The sequence below is a fragment of the Pseudomonas sp. NFACC10-1 genome (assembly GCF_900119195.1).
In the GTDB taxonomy this organism is placed as follows: domain Bacteria; phylum Pseudomonadota; class Gammaproteobacteria; order Pseudomonadales; family Pseudomonadaceae; genus Aquipseudomonas; species Aquipseudomonas cerasi.
Window position 1 is genome coordinate 591799 of sequence record NZ_FPJB01000003.1, and the last position, 15831, is coordinate 607629.

Consider the following 15831-nt stretch of genomic DNA (forward strand, 5'->3'; position numbering starts at 1 on the left):
AACTCACCAAAGGACTAAAACAATGGCTCTTGGCAACGAAGCGCCGGAGTTTGACATCGATGATGAAGTGCTCCTTATGGAAGCCGGCATTGTCCTGAAGGAAGCGTCAAACGAGAAGCAGCCAGCCGCTGTCTCGGGACGTACCAAGGTCAAGCAATCAACATCGCTCAAACAACACAAGTACATTGACTACACGCGGGCGCTTGATGCTACCCAGCTGTACCTCAATGAAATCGGTTTTTCTCCTCTATTGTCCCCGGAAGAAGAAGTGCATTTTGCGCGTCTGTCGCAAAGTGGAGATCCGGCCGGGCGCAAACGCATGATTGAAAGCAATCTGCGGCTGGTAGTGAAAATTGCCAGACGCTATGTCAATCGTGGGCTGTCATTGCTTGATCTGATCGAGGAGGGCAACCTGGGGTTGATCAGGGCGGTTGAGAAGTTCGACCCGGAGCGCGGTTTTCGTTTCTCTACCTACGCCACCTGGTGGATTCGTCAGACCATTGAACGCGCGATCATGAATCAGACGCGGACCATCCGACTGCCGATTCATGTGGTCAAGGAGCTGAACGTTTATCTGCGTGCGGCCAGAGAGCTGACCCAGAAGCTGGATCACGAACCTTCTCCTGAAGAGATCGCCAACCTGCTGGAAAGACCGGTAGGCGAGGTCAAGCGCATGCTGGGCTTGAACGAGCGTGTTTCGTCAGTGGACGTTTCGCTGGGCCCGGATTCGGACAAGACGCTGCTCGATACCTTGACCGACGACCGTCCGACAGACCCCTGCGAGTTGCTGCAGGACGACGATCTCTCACAGAGTATCGATCAATGGCTGTCTGAACTGACCGAGAAGCAGCGCGAGGTGGTGATTCGCCGCTTCGGTTTGCGCGGGCATGAAAGCAGCACGCTTGAAGATGTAGGGCTTGAGATCGGCCTGACGCGTGAGCGTGTAAGGCAGATTCAGGTTGAAGGACTCAAGCGTCTGCGTGAGATCCTCGAGAAAAATGGTCTGTCCAGCGAATCCCTCTTCCAGTAATCCCCCCTCTGCAGCATCCATCCAGGGCCGATATAACACAGTGTGTGTATATCGGCCTTTTTATATGTCTTTCGTCATTTCAATATTGCTGCTCACGGGACCCGCCAATACGGTTTTGCCTGTTCAATCTCGCGGTCGGTGTACTTGGAAGGTTCAAAGCCTGTAAGTCATTGCGCACGCTTGCTGTAAGTCATTCAGGTAATCGGAGTAAGGCTAGTCGCCAATTTCACGGTTTTTTCGTTGCAAGGCTTTGTTTTAGAAAAGGTTTTAATCCTGTAAAACAATCGACCGGGAAATATTCTGGAGCGTTTCGGGTGTTGCTCTCCAGGGTTAAATCTCTAATATCGAAGCTGTGCCAACGGACAGGCACGGGCCATCAAGGATGACGGTCAAGGACATCGCGGGATGCGATTCATCAGGATGATGACAAGGGAATACAGGGATCAGGGAAAAACGTGGGCGGGTTATACCGCCCCTTTTTTTGTCTGCAGAAAAGCGCATTCAATAAAAAAGGCCCTCTTGAGGGCCTTTTGTCTGTCTGGAATCTAGCGTTCCAGATCAGCGATCTTGCCGGTTTTGCCATCCCACTCTGCCGCTTCCGGCATAGCGTCTTTCTTTTCGGTGATATTGGGCCAGACTTCGGCAAGCTCGGCGTTGAGCTCGATGAAGTTTTCCATGCCGGCAGGGATCTCGTCTTCCGAGTAAATGGCTACGGCAGGGCACTCTGGCTCGCAGAGCGCGCAGTCGATGCACTCGTCCGGGTGGATCACCAGGAAATTCGGGCCTTCGTAAAAGCAGTCCACCGGACAGACTTCTACGCAGTCGGTGTACTTGCACTTGATGCAGTTGTCGGTGACGACGAAGGTCATTTCTAATTTTCTCCTCAGGCGGCTGCGGCAGAGCCCTTCCAGACAGGGGTGCCAGGTTCGGGAGGTTTCCCGGCCCTATGAAAACACGTGCTTTTGGTGGGTGGCCTTGAAGCGGTAAGACTGCGGCGTCTGCTACCTGTCCCTGCTACCTACCGATGGTTCGCTGCATTTTCACGCGGCTCGAAAAACGCCTCGACCAGGCTAAAAGCCGAGAGCGTCCCAAACCGCGCGGGATTCTAACAGTATGTAACGCTTCGCGTCACAGGCGAGTTTGCAATGTGTATAGCAAATCCAGCGCCTGCCGCGGGGTCATATCGTCGACCTTGACCTTCGACAGCTCGTCGAGCACCGGGTGCGGCAGACTTGCGAACATATCGCTCTGCTGCGGGACTGCGGGCTTGCCGGGTTTGGCGCGCGGCTGCTCGTGCGGCAGGCTGGTGGTTTCCAGACGCTGCAAGTGTTCCTTGGCGCGGCTGATGACCTTGCCCGGCACCCCGGCCAGTTGCGCCACGGCCAGACCGTAGCTCTGGCTCGCAGGCCCTGGCAGGACCCGGTGCAGGAACACGATGCGCTCATTATGCTCGGTGGCGTTGAGGTGCACATTGGTCACCAGCGGTTCGCTTTCCGGCAATACCGTCAGTTCGAAATAGTGCGTGGCGAACAGTGTATAGGCGCGCAGCTGCGCGAGGCACTCGGCTGCCGCCCAAGCCAGCGAAAGGCCGTCGAAAGTACTGGTGCCGCGCCCGACTTCGTCCATCAGCACCAGACTTTTATCGGTAGCGTTGTGCAGGATGTTTGCCGTTTCGCTCATTTCGACCATGAACGTCGAGCGTCCGCCCGCCAGGTCGTCGCTGGAGCCGATGCGGGTGAAGATCCGGTCGACCAGCGACAGTTCGCAGCTGGCAGCGGGCACGAAGCTGCCGATATGGGCCAGCAGCACGATCAGCGCCGTCTGACGCATATAGGTCGATTTACCGCCCATGTTCGGGCCGGTGATGACCAGCATGCGAGTGCTGTCGTCCAGCGCCAGGTCGTTGGCAACGAAAGGCGTGCTCAGAACCTGTTCCACCACCGGATGACGGCCTTGCTCGATGCGCATGCAGGGTTCGGCGACAAAGCGTGGGCAATTGAGGTCCAGATTCAGCGCGCGCTCCGCAAGGTTGCTCAGCACGTCCAGTTCGGCCAGCGCCGCCGCCGTATCCTGAAGCGGCGCAAGATGACCGATCAGGTCTTCGAGCAGCGTTTCGTAGAGCATCTTTTCCCGAGCCAAGGCGCGGCTCTTGGCCGACAACGCCTTGTCTTCGAACTCCTTGAGCTCGGGTGTGATAAAGCGCTCGGCGCCCTTCAGGGTCTGGCGGCGTATGTAATCAGCCGGCGCCTGCTCGGCCTGCTTGCTTGGCAGCTCGATAAAGTAGCCATGTACGCGGTTGTAGCCGACTTTCAGGTTGCCAAGACCGGTGCGGGCTTTTTCGCGGGCTTCCAGGTCGATCAGGAACTGGCCGGCGTTTTCGCTCAGAGACTGCAGATCATCCAGCTCAGCGTCGTAGCCAGTCTTCAAAACGCCACCGTCACGAATGACGGCTGGCGGGTTGTCGATGATCGCGCGCTGCAGCAGATCGGCCAGCTCGGGATAGGTGCTGGCGGTCTGCGCAAGTTGCTGCAGATGCGGCGCTTCCAGATCGGTCATCGCCTGTTGCAACTCGGGCAGGGCGCTCAGGGCGTCGCGCAGGCGAGCGAGGTCACGTGGCCGCGCGTTACGCAGGCCGATGCGCGCCAGAATCCGCTCGATGTCGCCGATTTCCTTAAGCTGTGGCTGCAGGTTTTCGAAGCGATAGCGTTCCAGAAAACAGGTGATCGACGTCTGGCGTGCCTGAAGGATGGTCAGGTCGCGCAATGGCCGGTTCAGCCAGCGGGTCAGCAACCGTGTCCCCATTGCGGTCTGGCAGCGGTCCATGACCGATTGCAGGGTGTTGTCACGGCCTCCGGACAGGTTGGTGTCCAGTTCCAGATTACGGCGACTGGCGGCATCGAGGATCACGGTATCGTCGAGACGTTCGTGACGCAGGCTGCGCAGATGGGGTAGGGCGGTACGCTGGGTTTCCTTGGCATAGCTCAGCAGGCAGCCGGCAGCACCGATGGCCAGCGTCAGGTTTTCGCAACCGAAACCCTTCAGGTCCTGGGTTGCAAACTGCTGACACAAACTTTTATGCGCTGAGTCGCGCTCGAAATCCCAAGGCGCGCGACGTCGAGAACCACGGCGCTTCTCGGCAGGCAGACCTTGTGGCCAATCGTCCGGGATCAACAGCTCGACCGGGTTGATGCGCTCGAGCTCGGCCAGCAGGTTCTCCCAGCCCTTGATCTCCAGCACACTGAAGTTACCGCTGGTGATATCCAGTACCGCGAGGCCGAACAGACGTTCGTCACCCAGCACGGCGGCGATCAGGTTATCGCGGCGCTCGTCGAGCAATGCCTCATCGCTGATGGTCCCTGGCGTGATGATCCGCACCACCTGACGGTCCACCGGCCCCTTGCTGGTGGCCGGGTCGCCGATCTGCTCGCAGATCACCACTGATTCGCCCAGTTTCACCAGCTTGGCCAGGTAACCCTCGGCTGCGTGGTAGGGAATCCCGCACATGGGAATGCTCTGACCTGCCGACTGGCCGCGTGCGGTCAGGGTTATATCGAGCAGCTTGGCGGCTTTCTTCGCATCTTCGTAGAAGATCTCGTAGAAATCGCCCATGCGATAAAACATCAGTTGATCCAGGTGCTGGTTTTTCAGTTTCCAGTACTGCTGCATCATCGGAGTGTGTGCGGAGAGGTCGGAAATTGCTTTATTCATCAGTGGCTTAGGCAAGTTCTTGAGAGGAGTGAGGCAACCTTGAGACGCGACGGGTGGCCCTTGTCTGAAGCAAGGGGCGTCTGCCGGGTATGTGCGATGGCGGCAAGGTTATCACGCTCGACCGGGTGGTGCAGTGACCGCGTGGCTTCCGGCGTATTGGTGACCGGGCGTTTCCAGACAGCCATGCATCCCGATTTGGCGTATAGACTTTCATCGCTGCCACCCGATAACCGGGCGGTAACTTATAAAAAAGGATTTTTATATGAAGAACAAACGAGCAAGGGACTCTGTCAGCGGGCGCTTCATTCCTTTGGAAGAAGCCAGAAAAAGGCCGAGAGAAACCACGGTGGAAACGGTCAAAAAGCCCGGGCGCAGGAAAAATGACCAGTAAAGCAGCATGCTCAGCCCCGTTGCGCGGCAGGTGCGCTGCCTCAGGATTCACCTTTACAGGCTTTCCAGCATGAACGATTACACCGAGGATGAGATAACCGGGCTTGCCGATACGCTTGGCAGGCTTCTGGGTGCAATGGGCGCGCAAGTGACCACTGCCGAATCCTGTACGGGGGGCGGAATAGCCGAAGCGATCACGCGCATTGCCGGCAGCTCGGCGTGGTTCGAAGCGGGCTACGTGACCTATTCGAATGCCCAGAAGACCCGCCAGTTAGGGGTGCCCGAGGTGTTGTTCGCACAGGTCGGGGCGGTCAGTCAGCCGGTTGTCGAGGCCATGGTGCGAGGCGCGCAGCGTGAAAGCGGTGCACGATTCGCCGTCGCGGTCAGCGGTGTCGCGGGGCCTGGCGGCGGTTCGCCGGACAAACCGGTCGGTACTGTGTGGCTGTGCTGGGGCAAGGATGATGCGCTGATCGCCCGGCGTTGCCACTTCGATGGCGACCGTGATCAGGTCCGTCGACAGACGGTCGAAGCCGCGCTGCACGGGCTGATACAGCTTGCACGCGGAGAAATGCCAAAACAGGGGTAGGCGCGCGCTCACTGCTGTGGAATAATACTGTCTACTTATACAGGTGTTGTGGCCATCAAGGCCCTAATTGAATTTGATTACGTGAGGACTTCAATGGACGACAACAAGAAGAAAGCCTTGGCTGCGGCCTTGGGTCAGATCGAGCGTCAGTTCGGTAAAGGCGCCGTGATGCGCATGGGCGATCATGATCGCCAGGCGATCCCTGCCATCTCCACCGGTTCGCTGGGTCTGGATATCGCACTCGGTATTGGCGGTCTGCCGAAAGGCCGGATCGTGGAAATCTACGGTCCTGAGTCTTCCGGTAAAACCACACTGACGCTGTCGGTCATCGCTCAGGCCCAGAAAATGGGTGCTACCTGTGCCTTTGTCGACGCCGAGCACGCACTGGATCCGGAATACGCCGGCAAGCTGGGCGTCAACGTCGACGACCTGCTGGTTTCGCAGCCGGACACCGGTGAGCAGGCGCTGGAAATCACCGACATGCTGGTGCGCTCCAATGCCATCGACGTGATCGTGGTCGACTCCGTTGCTGCGCTGGTACCCAAGGCAGAGATCGAAGGCGAAATGGGTGATATGCACGTGGGTCTGCAGGCGCGTCTGATGTCCCAGGCGCTGCGCAAGATCACCGGCAACATCAAGAACGCCAACTGCCTGGTGATCTTCATCAACCAGATCCGCATGAAGATCGGCGTGATGTTCGGCAGCCCGGAAACCACCACCGGTGGTAACGCGCTGAAGTTCTACGCTTCGGTACGTCTGGACATCCGCCGTACAGGCGCGGTCAAGGAAGGCGATGAAGTTGTCGGCAGCGAAACCCGCGTCAAGGTCGTGAAGAACAAGGTAGCTCCGCCGTTCCGTCAGGCCGAGTTCCAGATTCTTTACGGCAAGGGTATCTACCTGAACGGTGAAATCGTCGATCTGGCCGTTCTGCATGGTTTTGTCGAGAAGTCCGGCGCCTGGTACAGCTACCAGGGCAGCAAGATTGGTCAGGGCAAGGCCAACTCGGCCAAGTTCCTGGCAGATAACCCGGAAATCTGCAAGGCGCTCGAGAAGCAGATCCGCGACAAGTTGCTGACCCCTGGGGTCGATACCAAGGCTGTCGGCTCACGTGAAGCAGTGGCTGCCGATGACATGTCTGAAGCAGATGTCGATATCTGATAGCCATGCCTGCCGTACTCGATACACCCGTCGCCGTCCGGCGCACTGCAATGGACCTGCTCGCACGTCGCGAGCACGGTCGAGTCGAGCTGACGCGTAAACTGCGTCAGCGCGGCGCTCCCCCCGAGCTTATCGATGCAGCCCTTGATCGTCTGGTCGAGGAAGGTCTGCTCTCTGAATCCCGTTACCTCGAAAGCTTCGTTTCTTACCGGGCACGTTCGGGCTACGGTCCTGTTCGTATTCGCGAAGAGCTGGGTCAGCGAGGCTTGCAACGTGCCGACATTGAGCAGGCGCTCAGGGAGTGCGGCGTTGATTGGCAGGAGAAGCTTCACGAACTCTGGCAGCGCAAGTTTGCCGGTGCCCTGCCTGTCGATGCGCGCGAGCGGGCCAAGCAGGGGCGTTTTCTGGGTTATCGCGGCTATCCGCTGGAAATGATCGGCCGCTTGTTAAGCGGCCGTGGCGGGGATGACTGATCTATCAGGGCGCTTACTGTGGCGCCCGATTCCGAGCTGCGTCCCTTGTCACTGAAGCGTCTTCCCAGTTTTCCTGTTGATTGATGTAATCCACCAGTTCCCGAAGCCTGCCCTGATTGCGTCCTGTGAAGGTGAACGCCAGTCGTGTCAGGTGACTGAATTGCGCTTCATCGTGCTCTTCGCCCTGATAACTGTGCTGATGAAAGTTTTCATTGATGCACAGGTCAGCGAACGCTTCCTGCATGTGCTCCAGGGCCTGTTCGTTCAGCGCATGATGCATACGGATCACGAACTTGTTTTTCAGCCAGCGGCTGGAATGGAAGTTGGCATAAAACCGGTTGATCTCTTCCACCGCTTCATCGGCGCTGTAGACCAGCCTCATCAGTTTCATGTCGGCTGGCAGAATGTAGTGATTGTCCTGCAACTGATGCTTGATGAAGTCCAGTGCACCTTGCCAGAAACTTCCGCCAGGCGTATCCAGCAATACAACAGGCACCAACGGGCTTTTGCCGGTTTGTATCAATGTCAGCACTTCCAGGGCTTCATCCAGAGTTCCGAAGCCGCCGGGGCATAGCACCAGCGCGTCGGCTTCCTTGACGAAGAACAGCTTGCGTGTGAAGAAGAAGTGGAAGGGCAGCAGGTTTTCGCTGCCCTCCACTGTCGGATTGGCGTGCTGTTCGAAGGGCAGGGTAATGTTGAACCCAAGGCTGTGTTTCAAGCCTGCGCCGGCATGGGCTGCCGCCATGATGCCGTCGCCCGCGCCGGTGATGACCATCATGTCGGAGCGGGCCAGCTTTTCACCCAGCTCTCTGGCCTGTGCGTACAGCGGATGTTCCGCCGGTGTGCGAGCGGAGCCGAATACAGTGACTTTGCGGCGGCCCTTGAAACGCTCGAGCACCCGAAAGGCCTTGTCCAGTTCGCGCAGGGTTTGCAGCGTTATCTTGACGTCCCAGCGGTTGCGGTCATCCTGGGCCATGCGCAACACCGTGAGCATCATGTCGCGGTACAGCGGCAGGTTTTTCGTGCCCGGAGCCACCTCATTGATGTGCTCTTCAATCTGGCTGGTCAGGTCGAGACCGTCGCGTTGGAAGTGTCGGGATAGAAGATCGTCAGGTACATACGGCATTCGGGATTTTTCCTCCTGCTGGATCAATGGCCCGATGGGGCGTGTTGAATCGATGATGTCCCGGTTTGCAGCGAAAGGCTACCCATTCCCTGTTCATTGCCAAGGTGGATTAGTTGCAGGATGTCTTGAGAGTTGCTCGACTGACGCGCCTGAGGGACAGGCGCGCGGGGGGGAGGTTACATGTCGGATATGGCTTATTGCTTGGGTTTTACAGTGCAGTCGGAAGCCTGAAAGGTTTGCGTTGCAACCGGGCGGTTGGTCTTGTACTCAGTGAACTGATACTTGAGGACGGCACCCTTGGTCATCAACTGGCGGAAACCATTGTTGTGGCAAACGCTGTTGCCTAACTGGTTGCGCATCACGTCCGGATTGGCGCGCATCTGTTGAGCCTGGCCTTCACGAACGCTCAAGTGGTTGATCAACTGGTTGCCGGTGACGGTGTAACCCTGATCGAGGATGTCTTCGTTGATCGCTCTCGGCGTGCCGACACTGCTTTCCTTAGCGACTTTTTCCAGCATCTTGCTGAGTTCGAACTCCTGTTTCGACGCCGCCTGGGCGCACAGTGGAGCAACGAGCAAAAGCGTAAGGGTGGGTACGATAAGGCGCAGCATTAAACTCTCCTGATTAAGTAACTGGCCGTTGGACCAGCGACTTCAAAGTGCGTTCCGGGCAGCCCACCGATAGCGCGGGGTGCGATGGCGCAGCAGTATAGAGCAGGAGCCTTCATCGGGCCTAGGCTCTGTACGAAAACAGGCCTGCGGACCGAAAGCGCGTTGAAGTGCCGGGGCTCTGATAAACTGCGCGGACTTTAATCCTGCCGAGTCTTTGTGGTGTCGATGTCTTTCCCCCGCAGGCGTGTCCTGTAATGAGCCATGCCGTCTCCCGCCTGCGCGATGAGCGTCTGGCCCGCAGTACCAGGCCTTTTATTGCCCGAGGCTCGCGAGCGCCGCGCTGCCCGGATTGCCGGGTGATTTCCAGCTATTGCCTGTGCGAATGGCGACCCAGCGTCGCTGCCGAGTCAGGCATCTGCCTGCTGATGTATGACACCGAGCCCTTGAAACCGACCAACACCGGCTGGCTGATCGCCGACGTCATCAAGGACACTCATGCCTTTCTCTGGTCGCGGATAGAGGTCGATGAGCAATTGCTCGCCTTGCTGGATGACCCGCAGTGGCAGCCTTACATCGTTTTTCCCGGTGAGTTTGTTGCCGAGGACCGCGTGGTGAATAAGGTTTCGCGCCTGGATGGCAAGCGCCCGCTGTTCATTCTGCTGGATGCCACCTGGACCGAAGCACGCAAGATGTTTCGCAAGAGCCCTTATCTGGAGCGTTTTCCAGTATTGAGTCTGGAGCCCGAGCAGATCTCGCGCTACCGTTTGCGTCGATCAAGGCGCGACGATCACTTCTGCACGGCGGAAGTGGCCGCCCTGTGTCTGGAGCTGGCCGGTGATGCCAGCGCCAGCGGAGTGCTGGATGCTTATCTGGACGTGTTCAGCGCTCATTATCTGGGCGCCAAGTATCAGAATCCGATTGATCCCGACGACGTGGCGCATACCCATTTGAAAGCGTTCATTTGAAGGCTGTTCATAACAAGGGGCTGCCGAAGTCCACTGGTTTGGCTAATTGCCATCTATGTTCTCGGGTATCGACGCTTCGCGCTTGACCGTCATGGCCATGCTGGGCATGCTTGGCGCCGCCTGGAAGCCGATTCATCTGGTCTGGCATTGCGCCGGCGCCCGCTTTGGGTTGCGCACTGCGCGTTCGCCAGCCTCGCTGGGTGGCCGATTCGTCGGTCCCTCACTATAAAAACAGGATCATTACATGACCTACGACATCCTGATCGCCGATGATCATCCCCTGTTTCGCAGTGCGCTGCATCAGGCGCTGAGCATCGGTCTGGGGCCTGACGCACGGCTGGTCGAGGCAGAAAGCATTGCCCAGCTTGAGTCGCGCCTGGCGGAGAAGGCTGATTGGGATCTGGTTCTGCTGGACCTGAACATGCCAGGGGCCTATGGCTTCTCCGGGCTGGTCCTGTTGCGTGGCCAGTACCCGCAGATACCGGTGGTGATGGTCTCGGCGCAGGAAGAAGCCTCCATCGTGGTGCGCTCCAGAGAGTTTGGTGCCAGTGGCTTCATTCCTAAATCCAGCTCGCTGGAAGTCATTCAGCAGGCGGTACGCACGGTGCTTGATGGTGACGTCTGGTGGCCGCCGCAGGTCAATGAAGTGATCAGTGTTTCAGACGAGGCAAAGGCCGCCAGCGCAGGCCTTGCCAGCCTGACGCCGCAGCAGTTTCGAGTGTTGACGATGGTTTGTGAAGGCTTGCTAAACAAGCAGATTGCTTCCGAACTCAGCGTGTCGGAAGCCACCATCAAGGCACATGTCACGGCGATTTTCCGCAAGCTTGGCGTACGCACGCGCACCCAGGCAGCATTGTTGTTACAGCAGCTTGAGTCCATTTCGTCCAGCTGACGGCTTTCAGGTTCCAGTATTCACGCTTTTTTGACCTTTATTGCCTTAGCTTTCCTCATCTTTTTACACAGCAGCCTCTCTATGTCGCCCTTCAAAGGCCAAACCGGTCTGAAACGTATTCTTAATGCCGCAGGTTATTCACTGGACGGTTTATGCGCTGCCTTCAAAGGTGAAGCGGCTTTCCGTCAGTTGGTACTGCTCAACGTGGTCCTGGTCCCGCTGTCGTTTTTCCTGCACGTCAGCAAGGGTGAGCATGCCCTGCTGGTTGCCGTGTGCCTGCTGGCGCTGATCGTCGAGCTGCTCAACTCGGCCGTAGAGGCGGCCATTGACCGCATCTCGCTGGACCTGCACCCGCTGTCCAAGAACGCCAAGGACATGGGCAGCGCTGCCCAGTTCATCGCTCTGAGCATGATCGGTCTGGTGTGGGCGATCATTCTGCTGGGCTGATGCCTTTCGATACAGACGCGTCAATACAGGCTTGGCAGCACGATTTCGTCGCTGCGCTGAACTCCGGCGGTGAATGCGCGGCACAGCTCAAGAAACTCGCGCATGGCTGAGGTCTGGTATTTCTGTTTGTGCCAGATGAAATAGAACTGCCTGGCCAGGTCCAGCTCGGGCGTGGCCAGCTCCACCAGATTGCCGCGACGAAAGGCATCGCGCAGCGCCAGTCTGGAGATGCAGCCAATGCCCAGCCCGGATTCGACTGCACGTTTGATCGCTTCGGTGTGCTCGAGCTCCAGCCGGACATTCAGCCCGTTACGGTGATGACGCATCGCCTGATCGAACGTCAGGCGCGTGCCCGAGCCTTGTTCCCGAAGGATCCAGGCTTCGTGGGTCAACTCTTCCAGCGTTACCTGAGCGCGTTTGGCCAGCGGATGCTGCGGGGCACAGAACACCACAAGTTCGTCTTCGACCCAGGATTGCACTTCGATGTCCGGGTGGCTGCAATCGCCTTCGATAAGGCCCAGATCGATCTCGTAGTGAGCGACCTGTTGTACGATATGCGCAGTGTTCTGGACATGCAGCTTGACCTGGCTTTCCGGATGGCGCTGCATGTAGCCGCCGATCAGCAGCGTCGCCAGGTAATTGCCGATCGTCAGCGTAGCCCCGACCGCCAGGGAGCCGAAGCCTGACTTGCCATTGAGCAGGTCTTCGATTTCCTTGGCCTGATCGAGCAGCGCGACGGCTTGCGGCAGCAATTGCCTGCCGGTGGCGTTGAGGCTGAGGCGCTTGCCGGCGCGGTCAAATAGCTGGCAGCTCGATTGGCGCTCCAGCTCGGTGATGGAGGTACTGGCAGCCGACTGCGAAAGTGAAAGCAGTACCGCGGCTTTGGAGACGCTTTCCTGCCGGGCGACGGCCACAAATACCTGGAGCTGACGGAGAGTAAATCGCATATCTATATAACCGATAACCTATATCTTGATAATTCATTTAACAGATATTGTGTCTGCCACTAGAATGTCGCGCAATAGCGCAGTGCTTCTGCGCGCACTATTTTTTCAGGAGTCCCCACGTACATGAGCAACATGAACCACGAGCGTGTCCTCAGCGTCCACCACTGGAACGACACCCTCTTCAGTTTCAAGTGCACCCGCGACCCTGGTTTGCGTTTCGAGAACGGTCAATTCGTGATGATCGGTCTGCAGCAGCCAAACGGTCGTCCGCTCATGCGTGCCTATTCGATTGCCAGCCCGAACTGGGAAGAGCATCTGGAGTTCTTCAGCATCAAGGTGCCGGACGGCCCGCTGACCTCCCAGTTGCAGCACCTCAAGGAAGGTGACGAAATCATCATCAGCAAGAAGCCTACGGGTACGCTGGTGCTGGACGACCTCAAGCCGGGCAAGCATCTTTACCTGCTGAGCACTGGCACCGGCCTTGCGCCGTTCATGAGTGTCATCCAAGATCCCGAAACCTACGAGCGTTTCGAGAAAGTCATACTCTGCCACGGCGTGCGTTACGTGAACGAAGTCGCCTATCGCGAATTCATCACCGAGCATCTGCCGCAAAATGAATTCTTCGGTGAAGCGCTGCGTGACAAGTTGATCTACTACCCGACGGTCACCCGCGAGCCCTTCGAGAACGAAGGTCGTCTGACCGACCTGATGCGCAGCGGCAAGCTGTTCAGCGACATCGGCCTGCCGCCGATCAACCCGCAGGACGACCGTGCCATGTTGTGCGGCAGCCCAAGCATGCTCGACGAGACCAGTGAAGTGCTCAACAGCTTCGGCCTGACCGTATCGCCGCGTATGCGCGAGCCGGGCGACTATCTGATCGAGCGTGCTTTCGTCGAGAAGTAAACCGGCTGCACAAGACCCGCCTCGTCCTTGACTGGATCAGGCGGGTTTTTGTTGCGCGGGATTTGTCGCCTCGATCAGTTTAGGCAAGCAGCAGCGTCAGGCGAGCAGCACTTCCAGCACGCAAATCACACCCGCTTGCGGGTAGTGCCAACGCACGTCCAGATCCCAGAACTGAGCACCATAGCGACGTTCCGGCGTGGGCAGCTGATAGGCCGGGCGCGGGTCCTGGGCCAGACACTGCTCGATCAGTTCGACCAGCGGCTCATTCAGGCGCAGCGCGTGTTCGCGAGCCTGTTGCAGCGCGGCGTCTTGCCAGTGCACCGGTATCAGGGCTGGCGCAGCACTGGCGATGTAGTTGGTCGCATCGCCAATTGCATCGGCGTAGGGTACGTAGGGCTTGATGTCCAGCACCGGCGTGCCATCCAGCAGGTCGATGCCGGACAGCCAGAGCCGCCCAGGCTCGACCTTGTCCAGCTTGACCACTGACTGGCCGATGCCATTGGGACGATGGGTTGCGCGGGTAGCGAACACGCCCATCGACTGGTTGCCACCCAGGCGCGGCGGGCGCACCTTCAGGCGTGGCTTGTCTTCCAGCGCCAGGTGGAACAGAAACAGCAGCCAGACGTGACTGACCTGTTCCAGCCCCTGAACCGCTTCACCCTGATCGAACGGTGCCACCAACTCCAGCACCCCGCGGGCCGCCGGGGCCAGTTGTGGCTGGCGAGGGATGGCGAATTTCTCCTTGAAGCAGGAGCGCACGAAGCCGACAGGGGAGACGTTGTAGCTCATCGTGGCAGGTTCAGCCACGCACGCGCAGGGTCAGGCCCTTGAGGAAATTGCGCAGCAGTTGATCGCCACAGGCGCGGTAGTTGGTGTGTCCGACCTTGCGGAACAGGGCGCTCAGTTCTGGCTTGGAGACCGGGAAGTCGACTGATTTGAGGATGGCGTGCATGTCATCTTCTTTCAGTTCGAACGCCACGCGCAGTTTTTTCAGGACGATATTGTTGGTGATCGGCAAATCGATCGGCTGTGGCGGACGGCTTTCGTCCTTGCCACGCTTGAAGTAGACCAGGCCATCAAGGAAGTGCGCCATGATTTCATCGCTGCAATCCAGGTAGCCTTCTTCTTCCTCTTTTTTCATGAACGCGATGACATCGCTTTTCGACACTTCAAAACCGGTCAGTGCGGTGATCTCGACAATCTTGCTGTCGCTGATATCGAGCATGTAGCGCACGCTGCGCAGTACGTCGTTGTTCATCATGAGGCGTGGTTCCTGATAAGTCGTAGGGCAGCGCATGACGGTGGTCATGCGCGCTGTAATAAGGTGGGTGGCGCGAGGGTCAGAACTTTTCCTTGGCCGTCATGTAGCGCCACTGGCCCTCGGGCAGTTTGCCCATGGACACGCCGCCAATACGGATACGGCGGATGGCGACGATCTTCAGGCCGACGGCCTCGCACAGCAGGGCGATGATGCCGGGCTGCGGATTTTTCATCGCAAAGCGCAGGCGGTTCTCGTTCTGCCAGCTGGCTTTCACGGCCGGCAGCTCCTTGCCTTTGTAAGTCAGGCCGTGGTTCAGCCGGTTGAGGCCATGAGCAACCATCTCGCCCGAGATCTCCACCACGTATTCCTGCTCGATCTTGCTGCGGTCATCGGTGAGCTTGCGCAGGATCTTCCAGTCCTGGCTGAACACCATCAAGCCGCTGGCGTTGGCCTGCAGGCTTGAAATCGCCTCAAGGCGCATGAAGTGGCCCTTGAGCGGACGCTTGCTGTAGCTGTGCTCTACGGAAAGCGTGCCCGGAGTGATCATCTGCAAAGCCTCTTCGGCGCTTGCCGAGGCGGGTTTGTGCAGGATGATCGTCACCGGCTCCGGGGCGTCGGCCTTGGCGTCCGGGCTGAGTTCGATTTTCTGGGTGCTGACCTTGAAGTGCGGTTCTTCGATGACCTCGCCGTCCACCGTGACCCAGCCGCCCTCGATAAACAGCTCGGCCTCCCGGCGGGAGCAACCGACCAGCTCGATTAGGCGTTTGGAAAGGCGAATGGGGTCTGTCATGACAAAAAAGCCGTTTGCTAAAATAAAGTCGCCATTGTAACCGTCTGGCGACGGTTAATCGCGGCAACATTGCATCTGCGTTGCAATCGATGTCATTGACGATCGATCAGGCGCATTCTGAGCATGGGGTAAGGCTGGCCCAGGCCATCGACTTCAGAGCGGCTGACAACCTCGAAACCATACCTGCGGTAAAACCCCAACGCCTGCGTATTCTGCTCGTTGACGTCCAGTTCACGGATATTGAACTGCTCGATTGCATGAGCCAGCAACTGCGTGCCCAGCGTCTGGCCGCGATGGTCCGGCTCGATGAACAGAATATCCAGACTGGTCTTGCGCGTGCCCGCAAAGCCGGTGATGTTGAGCTGTTCATCCCGGGTACAGAACAGGGTCACACTGCCCAGATACTGCGGCAGCAGCCCCTTGAGCCGGGTGATGTAGGCGTCTGGCAGAAAGTCATGGGTCGCGCGCACCGAGCGTTCCCATACCTCGGTCAATTCCGGGTAATCGTGGGTATCCGGTGTATACAGCGGCATCTCGCGTCCTC

19 protein-coding genes are annotated in these 15831 nt (G+C 58.3%); 10 read left to right on the forward strand and 9 right to left on the reverse strand.

Going from position 1 to position 15831, the window contains the following annotated elements:
• Nucleotides 1–22: 22 nt before the first annotated feature.
• The gene (rpoS, locus tag BT119_RS11370; protein WP_003364793.1) at nt 23–1030 is read left to right on the forward strand and encodes an RNA polymerase sigma factor RpoS; all 1008 of its coding nucleotides are present in this window, start codon (nt 23–25) and stop codon (nt 1028–1030) included.
• A gap of 545 nt (nt 1031–1575) precedes the next feature.
• Here rpoS and fdxA read toward each other — a convergent pair.
• Both fdxA and mutS read right to left on the reverse strand, forming a co-directional pair.
• On the reverse strand, nt 1576–1899 hold the full coding sequence (gene fdxA / locus BT119_RS11375; RefSeq protein WP_003433347.1) for a ferredoxin FdxA: 324 nt from the start codon (nt 1897–1899) through the stop codon (nt 1576–1578).
• A 259-nt stretch (nt 1900–2158) separates the two neighbouring features.
• Entirely contained in the window at nt 2159–4726 is a 2568-nt protein-coding gene (mutS, locus tag BT119_RS11380) for a DNA mismatch repair protein MutS (RefSeq protein WP_161937152.1), read from the reverse strand.
• A gap of 153 nt (nt 4727–4879) precedes the next feature.
• Between mutS and BT119_RS27185 the strand changes: the two genes are divergently transcribed.
• The 4 genes from BT119_RS27185 (at nt 4880) to recX (ending at nt 7345) form a co-directional block, all read left to right on the forward strand.
• Entirely contained in the window at nt 4880–5122 is a 243-nt protein-coding gene (locus tag BT119_RS27185) for a damage-inducible protein CinA (protein WP_158226020.1), read from the forward strand.
• 76 nt (nt 5123–5198) lie between these two features.
• On the forward strand, nt 5199–5714 hold the full coding sequence (locus BT119_RS11385) for a CinA family protein (RefSeq protein WP_003433344.1): 516 nt from the start codon (nt 5199–5201) through the stop codon (nt 5712–5714).
• A 93-nt stretch (nt 5715–5807) separates the two neighbouring features.
• Entirely contained in the window at nt 5808–6872 is a 1065-nt protein-coding gene (gene recA, locus BT119_RS11390; protein ID WP_002554688.1) for a recombinase RecA, read from the forward strand.
• A gap of 5 nt (nt 6873–6877) precedes the next feature.
• Complete coding sequence (gene recX, locus BT119_RS11395) at nt 6878–7345, forward strand: recombination regulator RecX (RefSeq protein ID WP_072365698.1); 468 nt, start codon at nt 6878–6880, stop codon at nt 7343–7345.
• 13 nt (nt 7346–7358) lie between these two features.
• On the opposite strand, the gene BT119_RS11400 is transcribed toward recX, so the two are convergent.
• Together BT119_RS11400 and BT119_RS11405 are read right to left on the reverse strand one after the other, a co-directional pair.
• On the reverse strand, nt 7359–8471 hold the full coding sequence (locus tag BT119_RS11400) for an LOG family protein (protein WP_072365700.1): 1113 nt from the start codon (nt 8469–8471) through the stop codon (nt 7359–7361).
• A 194-nt stretch (nt 8472–8665) separates the two neighbouring features.
• Nucleotides 8666–9082, reverse strand: a complete 417-nt coding sequence (locus tag BT119_RS11405) for a quorum-sensing-regulated virulence factor family protein (protein ID WP_003364781.1) — start codon at nt 9080–9082, stop codon at nt 8666–8668.
• A 254-nt stretch (nt 9083–9336) separates the two neighbouring features.
• Between BT119_RS11405 and BT119_RS11410 the strand changes: the two genes are divergently transcribed.
• The 4 genes from BT119_RS11410 to BT119_RS11425 all read left to right on the forward strand — a co-directional run bounded on the left by BT119_RS11410 (nt 9337) and on the right by BT119_RS11425 (nt 11386).
• Nucleotides 9337–10047 carry a tRNA-uridine aminocarboxypropyltransferase gene (locus tag BT119_RS11410; protein WP_003433338.1) on the forward strand — a complete coding sequence of 237 codons (711 nt, stop codon included), beginning with the start codon at nt 9337–9339 and terminating at the stop codon, nt 10045–10047.
• 46 nt (nt 10048–10093) lie between these two features.
• Nucleotides 10094–10276 carry a hypothetical protein gene (locus tag BT119_RS11415; protein ID WP_072365702.1) on the forward strand — a complete coding sequence of 61 codons (183 nt, stop codon included), beginning with the start codon at nt 10094–10096 and terminating at the stop codon, nt 10274–10276.
• A gap of 15 nt (nt 10277–10291) precedes the next feature.
• A complete protein-coding gene (erdR, locus tag BT119_RS11420) occupies nt 10292–10939 on the forward strand; it encodes a response regulator transcription factor ErdR (protein WP_003433336.1) in 648 nt (215 codons plus the stop codon).
• Between the two features lie 81 nt (nt 10940–11020).
• Nucleotides 11021–11386, forward strand: a complete 366-nt coding sequence (locus tag BT119_RS11425) for a diacylglycerol kinase (RefSeq protein WP_003364775.1) — start codon at nt 11021–11023, stop codon at nt 11384–11386.
• Nucleotides 11387–11406: 20 nt separating this feature from the next.
• Here the strand turns inward: BT119_RS11425 and BT119_RS11430 are convergent, their stop codons facing one another.
• Nucleotides 11407–12333, reverse strand: coding sequence for a LysR family transcriptional regulator (locus tag BT119_RS11430; RefSeq protein ID WP_003339525.1), 927 nt, complete (start codon nt 12331–12333; stop codon nt 11407–11409).
• A gap of 123 nt (nt 12334–12456) precedes the next feature.
• Here BT119_RS11430 and fpr point away from each other — a divergent pair, with 123 nt between their 5' ends.
• Entirely contained in the window at nt 12457–13236 is a 780-nt protein-coding gene (fpr, locus tag BT119_RS11435) for a ferredoxin-NADP reductase (protein WP_002554680.1), read from the forward strand.
• Between the two features lie 96 nt (nt 13237–13332).
• Here fpr and tsaA read toward each other — a convergent pair whose 3' ends face one another.
• From tsaA to BT119_RS11455, 4 genes are all read right to left on the reverse strand, one after another.
• The gene (tsaA, locus tag BT119_RS11440) at nt 13333–14025 is read right to left on the reverse strand and encodes a tRNA (N6-threonylcarbamoyladenosine(37)-N6)-methyltransferase TrmO (RefSeq protein ID WP_003433334.1); all 693 of its coding nucleotides are present in this window, start codon (nt 14023–14025) and stop codon (nt 13333–13335) included.
• Between the two features lie 10 nt (nt 14026–14035).
• Complete coding sequence (locus tag BT119_RS11445) at nt 14036–14497, reverse strand: YehS family protein (RefSeq protein WP_003433332.1); 462 nt, start codon at nt 14495–14497, stop codon at nt 14036–14038.
• 79 nt (nt 14498–14576) lie between these two features.
• Entirely contained in the window at nt 14577–15287 is a 711-nt protein-coding gene (locus BT119_RS11450; protein WP_003364769.1) for an rRNA pseudouridine synthase, read from the reverse strand.
• A 92-nt stretch (nt 15288–15379) separates the two neighbouring features.
• Nucleotides 15380–15820 (reverse strand): GNAT family N-acetyltransferase, encoded by a 441-nt coding sequence (locus BT119_RS11455; RefSeq protein ID WP_058416028.1) that lies wholly within the window; start codon nt 15818–15820, stop codon nt 15380–15382.
• Nucleotides 15821–15831: the final 11 nt, after the last annotated feature.

Coding starts and splice junctions, on each gene's coding strand:
- BT119_RS11400 (WP_072365700.1), bottom strand. CDS start 8,471: ATGCCGTATGTACCTGACGATCTTCTATCCCGACACTTCCAACGCGAC.
- BT119_RS11425 (WP_003364775.1), top strand. CDS start 11,021: ATGTCGCCCTTCAAAGGCCAAACCGGTCTGAAACGTATTCTTAATGCC.
- fpr (WP_002554680.1), top strand. CDS start 12,457: ATGAGCAACATGAACCACGAGCGTGTCCTCAGCGTCCACCACTGGAAC.
- BT119_RS11450 (WP_003364769.1), bottom strand. CDS start 15,287: ATGACAGACCCCATTCGCCTTTCCAAACGCCTAATCGAGCTGGTCGGT.
- rpoS (WP_003364793.1), top strand. CDS start 23: ATGGCTCTTGGCAACGAAGCGCCGGAGTTTGACATCGATGATGAAGTG.
- recX (WP_072365698.1), top strand. CDS start 6,878: ATGCCTGCCGTACTCGATACACCCGTCGCCGTCCGGCGCACTGCAATG.
- BT119_RS11430 (WP_003339525.1), bottom strand. CDS start 12,333: ATGCGATTTACTCTCCGTCAGCTCCAGGTATTTGTGGCCGTCGCCCGG.
- tsaA (WP_003433334.1), bottom strand. CDS start 14,025: ATGAGCTACAACGTCTCCCCTGTCGGCTTCGTGCGCTCCTGCTTCAAG.
- BT119_RS11410 (WP_003433338.1), top strand. CDS start 9,337: ATGAGCCATGCCGTCTCCCGCCTGCGCGATGAGCGTCTGGCCCGCAGT.
- BT119_RS11385 (WP_003433344.1), top strand. CDS start 5,199: ATGAACGATTACACCGAGGATGAGATAACCGGGCTTGCCGATACGCTT.
- BT119_RS11455 (WP_058416028.1), bottom strand. CDS start 15,820: ATGCCGCTGTATACACCGGATACCCACGATTACCCGGAATTGACCGAG.
- BT119_RS11445 (WP_003433332.1), bottom strand. CDS start 14,497: ATGATGAACAACGACGTACTGCGCAGCGTGCGCTACATGCTCGATATC.
- BT119_RS11405 (WP_003364781.1), bottom strand. CDS start 9,082: ATGCTGCGCCTTATCGTACCCACCCTTACGCTTTTGCTCGTTGCTCCA.
- recA (WP_002554688.1), top strand. CDS start 5,808: ATGGACGACAACAAGAAGAAAGCCTTGGCTGCGGCCTTGGGTCAGATC.
- erdR (WP_003433336.1), top strand. CDS start 10,292: ATGACCTACGACATCCTGATCGCCGATGATCATCCCCTGTTTCGCAGT.
- fdxA (WP_003433347.1), bottom strand. CDS start 1,899: ATGACCTTCGTCGTCACCGACAACTGCATCAAGTGCAAGTACACCGAC.